Origin of the sequence: Bacteroides faecalis, assembly GCF_003865075.1 — a bacterium.
In the GTDB taxonomy this organism is placed as follows: Bacteria; Bacteroidota; Bacteroidia; order Bacteroidales; family Bacteroidaceae; genus Bacteroides; species Bacteroides faecalis.
Genome location: NZ_BHWB01000004.1, coordinates 405,486 through 420,949 on the forward strand (window position 1 = coordinate 405,486; position 15,464 = coordinate 420,949).

The 15,464-nt window shown below is 37.9% G+C and carries 15 protein-coding genes and 1 pseudogene; 5 read left to right on the forward strand and 11 right to left on the reverse strand.

The annotated features are described in order from the left end of the window. Positions 1 to 6: 6 nt before the first annotated feature. Genes EJF25_RS09740 through EJF25_RS09750 form a run of 3 tightly spaced genes read left to right on the forward strand, consistent with a single transcriptional unit; the run spans position 7 to position 1,582 of the window. Positions 7 to 492, forward strand: coding sequence for a hypothetical protein (locus tag EJF25_RS09740; RefSeq protein ID WP_125041036.1), 486 nt, complete (start codon positions 7 to 9; stop codon positions 490 to 492). 32 nt (positions 493 to 524) lie between these two features. Beyond that, positions 525 to 1,112, forward strand: a complete 588-nt coding sequence (locus tag EJF25_RS09745; RefSeq protein ID WP_125041037.1) for an ExbD/TolR family protein — start codon at positions 525 to 527, stop codon at positions 1,110 to 1,112. Beyond that, complete coding sequence (locus tag EJF25_RS09750; protein ID WP_025074533.1) at positions 1,112 to 1,582, forward strand: ExbD/TolR family protein; 471 nt, start codon at positions 1,112 to 1,114, stop codon at positions 1,580 to 1,582. The genes EJF25_RS09745 and EJF25_RS09750 overlap by 1 nt, the downstream gene beginning before the upstream one ends. A 257-nt stretch (positions 1,583 to 1,839) precedes the next feature. Here the strand turns inward: EJF25_RS09750 and EJF25_RS09755 are convergent, their stop codons facing one another. Further along, a complete protein-coding gene (locus tag EJF25_RS09755) occupies positions 1,840 to 2,376 on the reverse strand; it encodes a GNAT family N-acetyltransferase (protein ID WP_125041038.1) in 537 nt (178 codons plus the stop codon). A 61-nt stretch (positions 2,377 to 2,437) separates the two neighbouring features. Further along, positions 2,438 to 3,715, reverse strand: a complete 1,278-nt coding sequence (locus tag EJF25_RS09760; RefSeq protein WP_125041039.1) for an IgA Peptidase M64 — start codon at positions 3,713 to 3,715, stop codon at positions 2,438 to 2,440. A 151-nt stretch (positions 3,716 to 3,866) separates the two neighbouring features. On the opposite strand from EJF25_RS09760, the gene EJF25_RS09765 reads away from it, so the two are divergent. Next, positions 3,867 to 4,343, forward strand: coding sequence for an Lrp/AsnC family transcriptional regulator (locus EJF25_RS09765; RefSeq protein WP_125041040.1), 477 nt, complete (start codon positions 3,867 to 3,869; stop codon positions 4,341 to 4,343). 14 nt (positions 4,344 to 4,357) lie between these two features. On the opposite strand, the gene EJF25_RS09770 is transcribed toward EJF25_RS09765, so the two are convergent. The 6 genes from EJF25_RS09770 to EJF25_RS09795 all read right to left on the reverse strand — a co-directional run bounded on the left by EJF25_RS09770 (position 4,358) and on the right by EJF25_RS09795 (position 8,575). Beyond that, positions 4,358 to 4,852, reverse strand: coding sequence for a dihydrofolate reductase (locus EJF25_RS09770; protein WP_125041041.1), 495 nt, complete (start codon positions 4,850 to 4,852; stop codon positions 4,358 to 4,360). 3 nt (positions 4,853 to 4,855) lie between these two features. Beyond that, entirely contained in the window at positions 4,856 to 5,650 is a 795-nt protein-coding gene (locus EJF25_RS09775) for a thymidylate synthase (RefSeq protein ID WP_125041042.1), read from the reverse strand. A 127-nt stretch (positions 5,651 to 5,777) separates the two neighbouring features. Continuing rightward, complete coding sequence (gene cls, locus EJF25_RS09780) at positions 5,778 to 7,049, reverse strand: cardiolipin synthase (protein WP_200832895.1); 1,272 nt, start codon at positions 7,047 to 7,049, stop codon at positions 5,778 to 5,780. A 131-nt stretch (positions 7,050 to 7,180) separates the two neighbouring features. After that, entirely contained in the window at positions 7,181 to 7,486 is a 306-nt protein-coding gene (locus tag EJF25_RS09785) for a DUF5056 domain-containing protein (protein WP_125041043.1), read from the reverse strand. Next, on the reverse strand, positions 7,470 to 8,018 hold the full coding sequence (locus EJF25_RS09790; protein ID WP_125041044.1) for an RNA polymerase sigma factor: 549 nt from the start codon (positions 8,016 to 8,018) through the stop codon (positions 7,470 to 7,472). The genes EJF25_RS09785 and EJF25_RS09790 overlap by 17 nt, the downstream gene beginning before the upstream one ends. Beyond that, positions 8,015 to 8,575 (reverse strand): DUF6249 domain-containing protein, encoded by a 561-nt coding sequence (locus tag EJF25_RS09795; protein ID WP_125041045.1) that lies wholly within the window; start codon positions 8,573 to 8,575, stop codon positions 8,015 to 8,017. The genes EJF25_RS09790 and EJF25_RS09795 overlap by 4 nt, the downstream gene beginning before the upstream one ends. A 107-nt stretch (positions 8,576 to 8,682) precedes the next feature. Here EJF25_RS09795 and EJF25_RS09800 point away from each other — a divergent pair, with 107 nt between their 5' ends. Beyond that, a complete protein-coding gene (locus tag EJF25_RS09800; RefSeq protein ID WP_125041046.1) occupies positions 8,683 to 10,128 on the forward strand; it encodes a methyltransferase RsmF C-terminal domain-like protein in 1,446 nt (481 codons plus the stop codon). A gap of 185 nt (positions 10,129 to 10,313) precedes the next feature. On the opposite strand, the gene EJF25_RS09805 is transcribed toward EJF25_RS09800, so the two are convergent. The 3 genes and pseudogenes from EJF25_RS09805 to EJF25_RS09815 all read right to left on the reverse strand — a co-directional run. After that, a complete protein-coding gene (locus EJF25_RS09805) occupies positions 10,314 to 11,495 on the reverse strand; it encodes a TolC family protein (protein WP_125041047.1) in 1,182 nt (393 codons plus the stop codon). Positions 11,496 to 11,573: 78 nt separating this feature from the next. Then, the gene (locus tag EJF25_RS09810) at positions 11,574 to 14,696 is read right to left on the reverse strand and encodes an efflux RND transporter permease subunit (RefSeq protein ID WP_125041048.1); all 3,123 of its coding nucleotides are present in this window, start codon (positions 14,694 to 14,696) and stop codon (positions 11,574 to 11,576) included. 112 nt (positions 14,697 to 14,808) lie between these two features. Continuing rightward, positions 14,809 to 15,464: pseudogene (locus EJF25_RS09815) on the reverse strand (efflux RND transporter periplasmic adaptor subunit); the annotation flags it as partial.

Consider the following 15,464-nt stretch of genomic DNA (forward strand, 5'->3'; position numbering starts at 1 on the left):
TTCAAGATGAGTAAACTTACATATAAAGCATCGTATTATGCATTGTATGCGATGTTTGCCGTTATCCTAATCGTTATGGTGCTATTCTTCTTAGGAGGAAGCGCAACAGGCGATGCGGCGATTCCGGGAATAGATCCCGAAATGTGGCAACCGGCTCAAACAGATGCTTTACTTTATTTAATGTATGCTTTGTTTGGTATAGCTATTGCAGCTACTGTAGTTGCTGCAGTATTCCAATTTGGTGCAGCTTTGAAAGATAATCCGGCTAATGCTGTTAAGTCTTTGCTTGGATTAGTACTTATGGTTGTGATTCTATTTGTAACTTGGGCTATAGGGGATGGAACTCCAATGAATATCCGTGGTTATGAAGGTGCAGACAACGTTACTTTCTGGCTGAAGATAACTGATATGTTCCTTTATACTATTTACATTCTGTTGTTTGTAACAATTGTTGCAATCATTGCGAGTGGCATAAAGAAAAAAATATCATAATCAATTAAGCTAAATTTAATAAAGTAATTAAAATGGCTAGAGGAAAAAGAAAAGTTCCTGATATTAACTCCAGTTCTACGGCAGATATAGCTTTCTTATTGCTTATCTTCTTCTTGATTACTACATCAATGGATACGGACCAAGGTTTAGCAAGACTTTTGCCACCTCCCCCTGATGAAGAGAATCGGGAAACTGATAAAATTAAAGAACGCAATATTTTACAGGTATATCTAAATAAGAATGATGAATTGATGTGCGGTGGTGAATATATTGCTGTTGGAGAATTAAGAGCTAAAGCCAAAGAATTTATAGCTAATTATAATAATGAAGCACATAAGCCGGAGAAAACACAAAAAAATGTGGAATTCTTAGGTACAACTCTTATTAATGATAAGCACGTAATTTCTTTGCAAAATGACCGTGGGTCTTCATATCAGGCGTATATAAGTGTGCAGAACGAATTGGTTGCTGCATACAATGAGTTGAGAGATGAATTAGCTAAAGAAAAATGGCAGAGACCATATGCGGAACTGAATGATAAACAACAGAAAGCTATCCGTGAAGTTTATCCGCAGAGAATTTCTGAAGCAGAACCTAAAAAATACGGAGATAAGAAGTAATGGGAAAATTTAATAAGACTGGTAAACGTGAAATGCCGGCATTGAATACTTCTTCGTTGCCTGACCTTATCTTTACTTTGTTGTTTTTCTTTATGATTGTAACAACAATGCGTGAGGTTACATTGAAGGTTCAGATAAGTCTCCCTGTGGGTACTGAACTAGAGAAATTGGAGAAGAAGTCGCTGGTAACATTCATTTATATAGGTGAACCTTCTGCAGAATATCGTGGAAAAATGGGTACTGAAAGTCGTATTCAGTTGAATGATAGCTATGCTGAAGTAGATCAAATAGGAGATTTTGTCTTCCAGGAACGTTCGAATATGAATGAGAGTGATCGGGGTAAAATGACAGTATCTCTGAAAGTAGATGAAAAAACTAAGATGGGTATTGTTACCGATGTGAAAAATGCTCTTAGAAAAGCTTCTGCTTTGAAAATTAACTATTCTTCAAAGAAAAAAGATAATAAATAGTTGGTTTTGATATATAAAAGATAAAGGGTATCCATTTTGGGGATACCCTTTTCTTTTTGGATTTCTTTGAAGTGAGGTTAATTTTGTACATATGGCTTTATATGCTTTTATAGGTAGATGTTTTATATGAAGATGGGAACTCTCGTTTATTATAAAGGTATGAGAAATTTAGACCTGCCCCAGATGGTATGATTTCCGAGACAGGCTTATCTGTTTTCTGTTCGTTCTTTTAGATTTTAGCATTATAGTTATACTGGCTATTCTTTAACTTTATAAACTTCAGTATAGAGTTTTTGTTTTACTTCTTCAAAGTCTTTTTTTGCATCTAATGCACCATGTACCATAAGATACATTGGAAGATAATTATCTCCAGGTTTATACGGCGGTTGGTAATAATCATTTTCCCATAATGTAAACCCATGGCGTTGATAGAAGTTTATACGCCGTTTAGCCATTTCTTCTACGGGGCGTTCAACTTCTAAAACGATGGGAAGTTTTAGATAGTCACATAAATACTCTAAAGTACGTTTTCCATAACCACCATTACGTAGAGCTGGGTTAGTTGCAAAATGCTCTACATAATAGAAATGCTCAAAATCCCAGTATGTAATGAATCCAATAGCCAGTTCATCATCAAAAATGATGTTATTATGAAAGTTTCCTGTTCGGTCAGTGAATTCACGTAATTCTTCCAATTGCCGGTATTCTTCTGCAGGAAAAGAGTCTATTAGAAGTTCTTCCATAAATTTGTAATGTTGAATGTCCGATGTATTAATCGGTTGAAGTCTGATCATAAAACCTGTTTTTTGAGTTTAACAATATATTGTTTTTTAGTTTGTCTGTATGATATAACAATTAAGGGACATAGAAGTCGATAACTCGGCGAATAGCACGTTGGCAGACAGGACAAAATTCCGAATATTCATTTGTCTTCATCCGGCAATTGAATGCTGGACGATAGATACCTTTGGCAGAATATCCGCCACCTTCATATATTCCAATCGGGTATTTTTCTATTTGAGAAACAGGAGTTGGGATTGGAGCATCAGAAGGGAGCATATCTTTCCATTTCGATGAGAAGTCTACACGTGTAGTAATATTCTGTTCCCATGGCTCTACATTTAAGGGATAGGTATCTGTCATGACATCGTCCTCGTAGAAATATTCGTCAGCCAATCCTCCAAAGCTATGTCCGAATTCATGTACTACAACAGGTTTGAACATCGGATGGTGTGCAGTAGTCAGTGTGTATGAGTTATAAATACCTCCTCCACCATATACATCGGTATTGGCAAGTATGATGATATGTTCATATGGAATACCAGCCAATGCATTGTGAATTGACTTCACCCGACTGGTTGTTAAGTAGCGATCCGAATAGAAAGTATCGAAATGAGACTGCACTGCTGTATGTTTCCATGTATTTTCACGAGGGACACTGACACCGCTATCTATTGAAGGACTGGCTACTGCTACAATATTAAACTTATTTTTTGTTGAACGGAACGGCTCATGTGAAAATAGACTTTCACACGCTTTCTCAGCATCCTGATAGAAGATATCCATTTCTTTATCCGTATATCCTTCAGCGAGAATAGCAACGTCTATACAATCTTTTTCATTTCCACTCTGAAGTAAGTATCGATGTGGAGTAATGTGTGATGTCCCTCTTTTATGAATTAGAATATCGTCAGGATGAACAATGTGTTTGTAACTGGTCGTTACTTCTTTGCGTGGGTTTAATAAAATAATTTCAACTTCTACAGGCTGTTTAGGGTAGGGAAGGAGGAAACTATTCTCGAATCCTTTAGTTGTTTCTTTAGCTTCATCGGTTGATAACCATTCTTGAAATAAAGAAGAAAAAGAGGTTTTATAGATACATTGTTTAGTAGATAGATCTTTTATAGTAATTTGCCCATTACCTTCTAATGGAAGTTCAGACAAATGATGACGGCGACCTGCCCATGTAGGGAGTTCAGATAGTTCATCCAAAACAATGGATTGTTGTTTAATATCTCCGGTAAAGATATAATCTACCCGAAGTGTTTTATCCAGGAAATGATCAGAATAATTCTGTCCATAGCTTCCTGCTGTAATCAGTAAAAAAAGGAGTATGCAGTAAAAAGGTTTCATATAAATGGTATATTTATGTTTTAGACAAAGGTACAAACAATTGATGACTTATCCGATATTTGGAAATAAAAGTAATAATTCATAGTATTTGTTGTCGGAAAATCGCTAACTTTGCATAAAAGATTCACTGATTAAAACAATTTGATTCAATATGGGACATCATCAATTAGATGCTTTAGATGAGCAGATTCTGAAACTGATAGCAGCAAATGCACGTATTCCTTTTTTGGAAGTGGCGAGAGCATGTGATGTTTCTGGTGCAGCGATTCACCAGCGCATCCAAAAATTGACTAACTTAGGAATATTGAAAGGATCTGAATATGTTATTGATCCTGAGAAAGTCGGATACGAGACTTGTGCTTATATTGGTATATATCTGAAGGATCCTGAATCATTTGATTCAGTAACGAAAGCTTTGGAGGCCATTCCGGAAGTAGTAGAGTGTCATTTTACTACTGGCAAATATGATATGTTTATCAAAATTTATGCGAAGAATAATCACCATTTGCTGAGTATTATTCATGATAAATTGCAGCCATTAGGTCTGGCACGTACAGAGACTCTGATTTCCTTCCACGAAGCTATTAAACGGCAAATGCCGATTATGGTAGATGTAGACGAAGAATAATTGGGAACTTCAAATTACTTTCTAACATAATTGACAAAAGCATATGGGCAGAGATGTTTTTCATCCGCAGGATGAACTTCTCTGCTTTTTTCATGCCATATTATTGGCGATACTTCCGGAAAGAACGCATCTGCTTGTGGAGCGACACTGTCTATTTCTGTCAAGCAGAGTTCATCAGCTAAGGGAAGTGCCTGGTGATAAATACTTGCCCCTCCTATGATAAATATATGTTCATTCTCCTGACAACTTTTTAAAGCAGAATCGAGAGATGTAAATACTTCTGCATCCGAACAATGTAAATCCGGATTAGAAGATAATACGACATTTCTTCGATTGGGAAGTGCACCTTTGGGAAGTGATTCAAAGGTTTTTCGTCCCATGATAATCGTATTTCCTGTGGTTAATGCCTTGAAACGTTTCAGATCGTTCGGCAACCAAAATAATAACTTGTTTTCGAAACCGATTGCCATATGGCTGTCTACAGCGGCAATAATAGATATTTTACTCATAATTTATACAGCTACTGCTCCAGCAATATGTGGATGTGGATCATAATTAATTAATTCGAAATCTTCAAACTTAAAATCGAAGATACTCTTCACGTCTGGATTTATTTTCATTTGTGGTAACGGACGTGGATCACGACTTAATTGCAATTTAACCTGTTCCAAATGATTCAGGTAAATATGAGAGTCTCCAAGAGTATGGATAAAATCTCCTGCTTTAAGTCCGGTAACTTGTGCCATCATTTGTAATAATAAAGCATATGATGCAATATTAAAAGGTACTCCGAGGAAGATATCAGCACTGCGTTGATAAAGTTGCAAACTTAAACGTCCATTGGCTACATAAAACTGAAAGAAAGCGTGACAAGGAGGTAGATTCATGTTATTCAGGTCAGCTACGTTCCAGGCACTTACTATGATTCGGCGTGAATCCGGATTGTGTTTGATTGTTTCGACTGCCTCGCTAATTTGGTCGATGAATCCACCATTGTAGTCAGGCCATGAACGCCATTGATATCCGTAAATATGGCCTAAGTCGCCATTTTCGTCTGCCCATTCATTCCAGATACGTACACCATGTTCTTGCAAATATTTCACATTAGTATCACCTTGCAGAAACCAAAGCAATTCATAGATGATTGATTTAAGGTGTAGTTTTTTGGTGGTTAGACATGGAAAACCTTCATCGAGGTTAAAACGCATTTGATGACCAAATACGCTGATTGTTCCTGTGCCAGTACGGTCACTTTTCTCAGAACCTTCAGTCAATACACGGTTGAGTAGATCTAAATATTGTTTCATTGTCCTATGGTTATTGCTATTTGATAGATGTTGCAAAGGTAGTGAAATGAATGAAGAATGAAGAATGAAGAATGGAGAATTTACTGCTCATCATGTGCGCATAGTAATTGTTTATTCTTCATTTTTCTTAGAGGAATGGAGTGAATAGGTTTGCAAACCACCCTACGAATTTTTTCCATGGAGAACGTTTCTTCCAGAACTCAGGCGTTAGTTTAGTACAATGTTCTATGTCATTGTAGAACATATCATTCAATTCTCCTGTAATTTTTTGATCAAAAATGAACGCATTTGTTTCATAATCGTATCTCAGGCTACGGCTGTTTAAATTAGCTGTACCGACTGTACAAAACAGATCGTCTACCATCATGATTTTAGAATGATGAAATCCGCCATTGTACATATACACAGTTGCTCCCCTTTTCATCAATCTATGCAACTTATATAATGCAGCATCGGGGGTGAATGGGATATCAGAGGCAGATGATACCATAATAGTAACATCTACCCCCCGATCAATCGTTCTTTGCAATGCTTTTTTGATGGAAGAAGTTGGAACAAAATAAGGATTGACAATATGCACATTCTTTTGGGCCGAATAAATAGACATGGCATAAGCATGGCTTAACATACGGCTATTTTTCTTCGGAGTACGGTCTACAATGGCAATAACAATATCAGTACTGTCAGTAACTTTCTTATGTTCCGGAAAGTAAGCATCTCCACCGATATTTTGCTTTGTTTCCTTATTCCAGATAGTGAGAAAGATTTCTTGAAGATCGTTTACTGCATCTCCTTCAATACGCATGTGCATATCACGCCAGGTGCCGATTTTAGGAAGTCCATTGATATAGTAATCTGCAATGTTCATTCCTCCAGTGTATGCAACTTTTCCATCGATGACAGCAATTTTCCTATGATCTCGATGTGCAGCATGATTAATATATGGGAAAGTAAACGGATCAAATTTAACGATTTCTATTCCTTGCTCACGAATCTTTTTAAGATGTTTCTTTTTTAGTGGTTTATTGTTTGACCAATTACCAAAAGCATCAAACATAGCTCTCACTTCCACTCCCTCTTTTACTTTATCGGCTAACAGATTAAACAATGCGTTAGCAATGGAATCATTACGGAAGTTGAAGTATTCTAAATGAATATGATGTTTCGCTTCTCGGATGGCTTCAAATAAATCAATAAACTTTTCGTGTCCGCTTTTCAGTAGTTTTACTTTGTTATTATTAGAAATTGGGAGACCTGCTTCTGAAAAAAAACAAAGGACAAGGGAATCACTTGTCAAGTTGACCGAATCCCTATGTTGTATCTTTAGGCTATCGACAATGTCTGCCTGTACATGGAGCAAAGATAAGAACAGAAATAAAATAAATATACGTAGCTTCAAAACTCTTTTTTCTCTTTTAGTTTACAGAGGAACAAAGATAGTATATCTATGTTTTGGGCAACTTGAAGTAAAGGGGATATTTATCATGTTTTAACATATCTCTTACTTTTAAGCATTGTTTGGAAACTTCTTTATGCCAATGAGCAGATTTTCTTCACACCTAAGTACAGCAATACTATAGTTATGATTATAAAAGATTTTTGGTCTATGTTAGCAATTACTTCCTGCATATTTCTCAAAGTTGCTTCCGCCCCACCTAACCATACAAAAAGTGTAGTTCCGATGATTACAATTAGAGCTGTTGGGATACGTGCAAGCCAATCGCTTTGGCTAGGCAAATGATGCATAACACGTTGGCTGAATCCGTTATCAGCTATTTCCTGCTTGTTTTCAGCAAAGAAATCATGCAAAAGTTTATCATTATCTATTTCTTCCATAACCATTTTGTTTTAAAAATACAACTAATTTTTCTTTTCCACGTGACAGATGGCTTTTGACGGTCCCCGTCGTAATTTCCATAATACCTGCTATCTTATCGATACTTACATCCTCCATATAAAATAGGGTAATACAGGTGCGTTCCATTTCTTTGAGTGTTTTGAGTGCCTGATAAATATCCATTTTCTGCCCAATGTTTTCTTGTATGGTATAATGAATAGTGTCTACTTCTCCAGTATCCAGATCAGCCATCTCTTTATGGCTGCGAATATAATCATAAAATACATTATAAGCAATCCGATACAACCATGTAGAGAAACTAGACAGATTTTGGAAAGAAGCAAGATTAGTATATGCTTTGATAAATGTATCTTGTGCCAAATCATCGCTCAAACTACTATCTCCACAAGTTAAGTGCAGGAAAAAACGCCGGATGGACGACTGATATTTTTGCACTAACTGATCAAAGGCCTTGGTGTTTTTTAATACCACAACCTGTGCGACTAATGAGATTTCATTGAGTTGGCTCATTTGTTTTCAGAGTTCTTTTTTTGCTGTTTATATCCGGTAATCCATTGACCAATCCCCATAAACATAACGAGTAGTCCAATAGCTCCGATACTAAATTTACCGGTGAGCGCCCAAAGGAAGATGAATATACCGATTCCGGTAAAAGTATTTCTAATACCTTGTGTCTGCTGGTCAGTTGTCTTTTTTTCTTTGATAAGATTATCTGGTAAAGGTTGTCCTGCTGCTAATGCTTGTTCCGCAAGATGATAACGTGCTTTCCTGTTTTTATAGCGAAAGAAAAAGATAATAAACAATATAAAAACCGGACATGCAAATACGACAATCGTACTAATGATAGAGACTATAATACCTTTTTCAATGACATCATTGAGGACATCATTAAGCTCGAAAGGGAGTGAAATGTTTCCATTCGAATTTTGAATTAGTAAAGTCTGTGTACTGATATTATTCTTCGCAGCATTTAGAGCTGTTGTAGTGCTGTTTATCAAAAAATCTTGTGCATATATTGAAGTACACAAAGATAATACAGCGAAGAGGGCCATGATAAATTGTTTCATATGGTTATTTATTATTTGTTTCTTTATTGGTTAGACGTAGTTAATATCTGAGAAAGTTGCAAAGAGAAGAAATATTTTTGATATTTGCAGGAATTAATAAATGAAAAATGAATTTACCTGTCTCTTTTATCGATTATACACGTGCCTTACTTGGCAATGAAGAATATGAAAAGTTAGCTGTTGCTTTACAACAGGAGCCTCCCGTCAGTATCCGTATAAATAATAGAAAATGGATGATGAGTCATGATGATTATTCATTTAAAAAAGTGCTTTGGGCTTCTGAAGGATATTATCTTGATGAACGTTTGACTTTTACATTTGATCCATTGTTTCATGCAGGATGCTATTATGTGCAAGAGGCATCTTCTATGTTTGTGGAACAGATACTTCGTCAATACGTCAAAGAATCTGTAATCATGTTAGACCTTTGTGCAGCTCCCGGCGGAAAATCCACACATCTTCGGAGTGTACTTCCCGAAGGTAGTTTGTTGGTGGCAAATGAAGTGATTCGGAACCGTTCGCAAATTCTGGCAGAGAATCTGACGAAGTGGGGACATCCGGATGTGGTAGTAACTAATAATGATCCATCCGATTATTTACAGTTACCTTCATTTTTCGATATCATTCTGACTGATGTTCCTTGTTCCGGTGAAGGAATGTTCCGAAAAGATCCGGTGGCTATTGAAGAATGGAGCCCTGAGAATGTCGAAATCTGTTGGCAGCGTCAGCGACGAATTATTTCGGATATTTGGGCTTGTCTGAAACCAGGTGGGATTCTTATATATAGCACATGTACTTATAATACAAAAGAGGACGAAGAAAATGTTTGTTGGATACGAGAAGAATTCGGGGCAGAACTATTATCATTAGATATTCAGGCTGAATGGAATATTACCGGAGATCTTCTAGGAGAAGAAAAATTGCCTGTTTACCATTTTTTACCTCATAAGACGAAAGGCGAAGGATTCTTTTTGGCTGCTTTGCGCAAACCGATGTCAGATGATGAGTCTATTTTTAATCTTGATATTGTTAAGAGTAAAAATCAGAAAAAGAAAGATAAAAGAGGAGGAACTACTTCTGCCTCACCTGTGTCTAGGGAAAATCTGAAAATGGCTGAAAACTGGCTGAGAAAAGATATCTTGGATAAGTATGTTCTAACTACGGAAGATACTACTATTTGTGCATTTTCTCGGCAATATCAGAATGAACTTGCCATTTTGAAGCAGAATCTTCGTGTCATTCAGGCGGGAACTGCTGTTGGAGAAGTGAAAGGTAAAGATTTGATTCCGGCTCATGCGTTGGCAATGAGTACTTCTGTACTTCGTCAAGGAGCTTTTGTTACCGAAGAAGTTACTTATGAGCAAGCTATTGCTTATTTAAGAAAAGAGGCTATTACTTTATCAGTAACAGCCTCTCGTGGTTATATTTTACTTACTTACCGGAATATTCCTTTGGGGTTTGTGAAGAATATTGGTAATCGTGCCAATAATCTATATCCTCAAGAGTGGCGTATCCGTAGCGGATACTTGCCGGAAGAAGTGAAAACACTGTAGTTTCTTGGCAGAATTCTTCTTTCTAGTAAATAGAATTCGTCTATCTCTATTAGGAGGGCTTATCAATCGCATAGAAGCAATTTGTGCCAATACTATGGCACAAACAAAGATATAAAGTAAATGAAAGAATCTGTATACTCTATGTAATCCGCACCTTTTATAAAGTTATTTTGCAGAGGTACTTATTATAATTTGCTTTTATAAATTCGTGCCATAGCCTTCTGATATTGATTTTCTAACTGGAGATAATTCAGATGACTTTGATACAATACTGAAACTTCGACAAAATATTCGATCATACTGATTTGACCTCCGGTTAATGCCTGTTTCAATAGTTCAAGATCTTGTTGTGCCTGGAATGTTTTCTGATATTCTTCCATTGAAGCATGTAGAGATTGAGCCTCCCGATAGAGTTGCGTTAATTCCGATTCCACCTGAAGAGTAGCATTTTGTTTTTGCAAATCAATATTCAATGCTTGAGCTTTGGCTACTTTTACCTTATTTCGGTTTTCAAAAAGTGGAAATGAAAAACCTACTACTACACCATTGAAGGGAGCTCCCGTCTCAGTATTCCGACGATATCCTAATTCCAATTTGGGCAACCATTGCGATTTATTGACCGAAATTTGTTTACGGGCAACCAGACTTTCATTACCGAGTGCCATAAGAGTACGATTAGAAGCCATAACTTCCGATTTGAGAATTTGATAATCAGCGGGAAGAGGTGTTGCTGGGTATATTGTCTCTTCGAAGACCACCGGAACATTACCATTTAGCGCATTTAGTTCCTGTAACCTGTTACGCAGCGTTGTTTCGTTTAATGATGTTTCTGTACGGACGTTCAGTAATTCCAGATTTATCTTGTTCGTTTCAAGTGCATTTGCATCCCCTGTTTGCAAACGTTTGGCGTACATCTTGGATAACTCTTCCGCATTGCGAAGCCGTTCTTCCAGAATTTGTTTTTGTTGGCGTAACATGATGATATCCAAACATATCTCTTTAGCCTGCAATAGCATATTCTGGCGAAAAACATCTGCTTGACTATCGAATGCTCCTGATTTCAGGCGATTCAGTTTATTACGTGTTACGTACAGACTCGGAAAGTCAAAACTTTGTGAGATTACGAGTTCACCAATTGTTTCGCTTTTGTCTTTTGCTCCCCACAGGTGGGCATACGACAGTGTCGGATCGGCTAAGTTATTCTCCGTTTTAGCTTCCAGTTTTTGAGAAGCGATAAGTTGTGCGTTTGCCTGTAAACCTTTATTGTTGGTTTCAATATTACGCAATACCTGATCGATTCCGTTTTGAGCTTGTACTCCGCCTGTTAAGGCAAGGAGTACAGAACTTATGATAATGATTCGTTTCATATTTTTCTTTTCATTAATTCGTTCTATTGATTTCTTAATTTGTTCAATAGGATGATAATAAGTTTTTCTTATTAAGGATCAATTTCCATCCTCTCGTTCAACCGATGGAGTATGAGAATTATCTTTCCGGTGCATCATCAGATAAACAATCGGAACGATGAAACCATTCAAGAAAGTCGAAGTTAATAATCCACCCAAAATTACTTTAGCCATCGGACTTTGAATCTCATTACCCGGAAGATCGCCTCCCAGGGCCAGTGGAATCAAAGCTAAAGCTGAAGATAATGCTGTCATCAAAATAGGATTCAAACGATCGAGTGAACCTCGAATTACACTTTCGTATACTCCCAGGCCTTCTTCTTTTTGTAGATGGTTGTAGTGACTGATGAGCAGCATACCATTACGTGTAGCTATACCGAATAGTGAAATGAACCCAATAATGGCAGGAATACTAACTTCACCTGTAGTGATAATCAGTGCAAATACGCCACCGATCAATGCAAGCGGCAAGTTTAGTAAGATGACTCCGGATTCTTTGACACTGCGGAACTCATGATAAAGTAACAGGAAAATTACGACAATACTAATGAAAGAAGTCAATGCCAGCGTCCGGCTTGCAGCTTGTTCACTTTCAAACTGACCACCATATTCGATGTGGTATCCTTCGGGTAGTTGAATGGAAGTATCAATCTGTTTCTGGATATCATTAACCACACTGCGAAGATCACGATCGGCGACATTGGCAGAAATCACTATTTTACGTTTTACATTTTCACGGTTGATGGTGTTTGGCCCCATAGCAGATACCACTTCAGCCACATAACTTAAAGGAACTTTCCGCCCATCACTTGTATCTACCATCAGATTACGTATTTTTTCCATCTCGTCACGAGCATTATCTTTCACTTTTACGATAAGGTCGAAACTCTTTCCCTGTTCGTATACCTGAGAGATCACTTTTCCGGCGAGTGCTACATTTACGTATTCTGAAAATTCGGGTAATGTGATACCGTATTTGGCTAATACCTCCCGTTTGGGCTGAATCTTCAACTGTGGACGTTCTATTTGTTGTTCTACATTGAGGTCGGCAATACCAGGAATATCGCTGATTGCATTTTTTATCTGATTACCGAGTGAGAACATTTTATTTAGATCGTCGCCAAATAACTTAATGGCAATATTGGCCTTAGTACCTGATAACATTGCATCAATACGGTGACTAATCGGTTGTCCGATTTCGATATTCGCACCAGTCAAAGTATTTAATTTCTCACGTACTTCAGCTACCATTTCACTTCGCGGACGATCTTTCAATTCAAATGGTGCTTCGATTTCTGATACGTTCACGCCAAGTGCATGTTCGTCCAATTCAGCACGTCCCGTTTTGCGGGCAACCGTTTGAATTTCCGGTATGCTTAACAACAATTCTTCGGCACGATGTCCCATTTTGTCACTTTCCTCCAGTGAAATGCCAGGTAAAGAACTGATGTTGATTGTAAATGAACCTTCGTTGAAAGAAGGGAGGAAACTACGTCCCAGTGTGAAGAACATTCCCAGGGCGACCAGGAAGAGAGCAATTGTACTTCCTAATGTGATCCGCTTGTGCTTTAGCACCCATGTTAATGCTTTTTCATAAACACCTTTCATCCAGCGGGCTACAAAAGATTCTTTCAGTTCCTTATTTGTCTTTTTGCTTCCTAAGAGATACGAGCAAAGTACCGGAGTCAGTGTCAAGGCCACCACAGTAGAAGCAAATAATGCCACAATGAAAGCGATTCCCAGTGGAACCAACATACGACCTTCCATTCCACTAAGGAAGAATAACGGAACGAAACTTACTACAATAATAAGAGTTGAGTTCAGAATAGGCATACGTACTTCTTTGGAAGCATTAAATACCACTTCAAGAGTACTAAGCCGTTCCGCTTCTGATTTTTGCCGATTTTCTCGCAGACGTTTGTAAACGTTTTCCACATCGACAATGGCATCGTCTACCAGTGAACCGATTGCAATAGCCATACCTCCCAAACTCATTGTATTAATTGTCATCCCCATATAATGTAACGTCAGGATAGAAACGAGGAGAGAGAGTGGTAGTGTTACTAATGAAATAACAGTTGTACGTACATTTGCCAGGAATAGGAACAATACAATGACAACAAAAATACCTCCTTCAAAAAGCGATTTCTTCACGTTTCCGATTGAACTTTCGATGAACCGGCTTTGACGGAAAATATCTGTCGATACCTTCACATCAGGAGGTAGGTTCTTCTGTAAGTCCTTCAGCGATGTTTCCAATTTGTCTGTTAGCTCCAATGTACTGGTGGCAGGCTGTTTAGTTACAGTCATTAGTACAGCTGGTTTACCACGTTCCGAAGCTGTTCCTAATTTCGGAGCTTTCGGACCAATAACTACATCAGCAATATTCTCTAAAGTAACAGGGAAACCATTTACTGTTTTTACTACTGCTTTTCCCAACTGTTCTGTTTGGGTTGTTGAAAGTACTCCACGTACGATATATTCATTACCGAATTCATAAAGTACTCCACCATTAGCGTTCAGGTTCATATCCTGAGTTACGGTCATTACTTCGCCCATGGAGATTCCATAGTGCCGCATCCGTTCAGGATCAAGTTGTATTTGATATTCTTTGATGTCTCCACCCAATACGGCTACCTGTGCCACACCTCCTGTAGACAAAAGTCTTGGACGAATTGTCCAATCGGCAATTGTACGTAAATCGAGCATGGAAGTTGAATCGGCAGTCAGACCGACAATCAACATTTCTCCTAAGATGGAAGATTGTGGACCAAGAGTCGGTTTACCAACATTGACCGGAAGAGATTCGCTGACTACTGCCAATTTTTCACTTACAATCTGACGTGCCAGATAAATGTCTGTTCCCCAGTCAAATTCTACCCAGACTACTGAGAAACCATTAGTAGAAGATGAGCGTACGCGACGTACACCGGTAGCTCCATTTACAGCTGTTTCAACAGGGAAAGTAACGAGTTGTTCCACTTCCTCGGCTGCCATACCATTGGCTTCGGTCATGATGACTACCGTTGGGGCATTAAGGTCGGGGAATACGTCTACTTCCGTATTCATGGCGGTATATGTTCCTGCAATGAGCAGAAGGATAGCCGCGCAGAGCACAACCAGACGATTATGCAGGGAGTAATGTATTATTTTATTTAGCATATTATATAAGCCTCACCTTACTCTTTTTTATATAGGAGGGAAAGGATGATTTTATTAATTATTGATTATGATTTAATCTCTCATTGATTGGTAGAATCAAATACAATTACTCTTAATGCTCGTGACTATGAGCTGGTATTGCATTGCTTGCACTTGCCAGGCGTACTTGATAAGCTCCTTCGGTAACTACACGATCGCCCGCTTTCAATCCGGTCAGGATTTGTACACTTTTGCCATTATCGGCTCCTAGGGTAACTTCCTGTTTCTTATAGCCTTCTTCGTCCAATTGCCGATAAACAAAGAATATTCCTTGTTCTTCAGTTAGTGCCGTACGAGGGACAGAAATAACATTTCCATTGGAGAAGAAAGTAAGAACACCTCAATAAATGCTCCTGGAATGATATCTCCTTTGTTGTCAAATTCGAAAGTAACGGGCACATAGTATGAATTGTCTCCTGAAGCTTTGCCAAAAGAAAGAAGTTTTCCACCTAACTGTTGTAACTCATATACCTGATTATTATAAGGAGTCTGAAAATTGGCAGAAGTGATCGTACGTAAATATGGATAATACTTTTCTGAAACTTCTGCACGAAGGAAGAGGCGACGGTTCTGCGTTACACTAACCAAAGGCTGTCCGATCGTTACATAATCACCTTCTTTTACTAAAATACTTTTCACATATCCCGAAATGGGGGAAGGTATATTCTGACCACCAGCTGAATGGTTTTTAGCTAATGCTTCGTAACTGATACGGGCATTTTCGTAGTG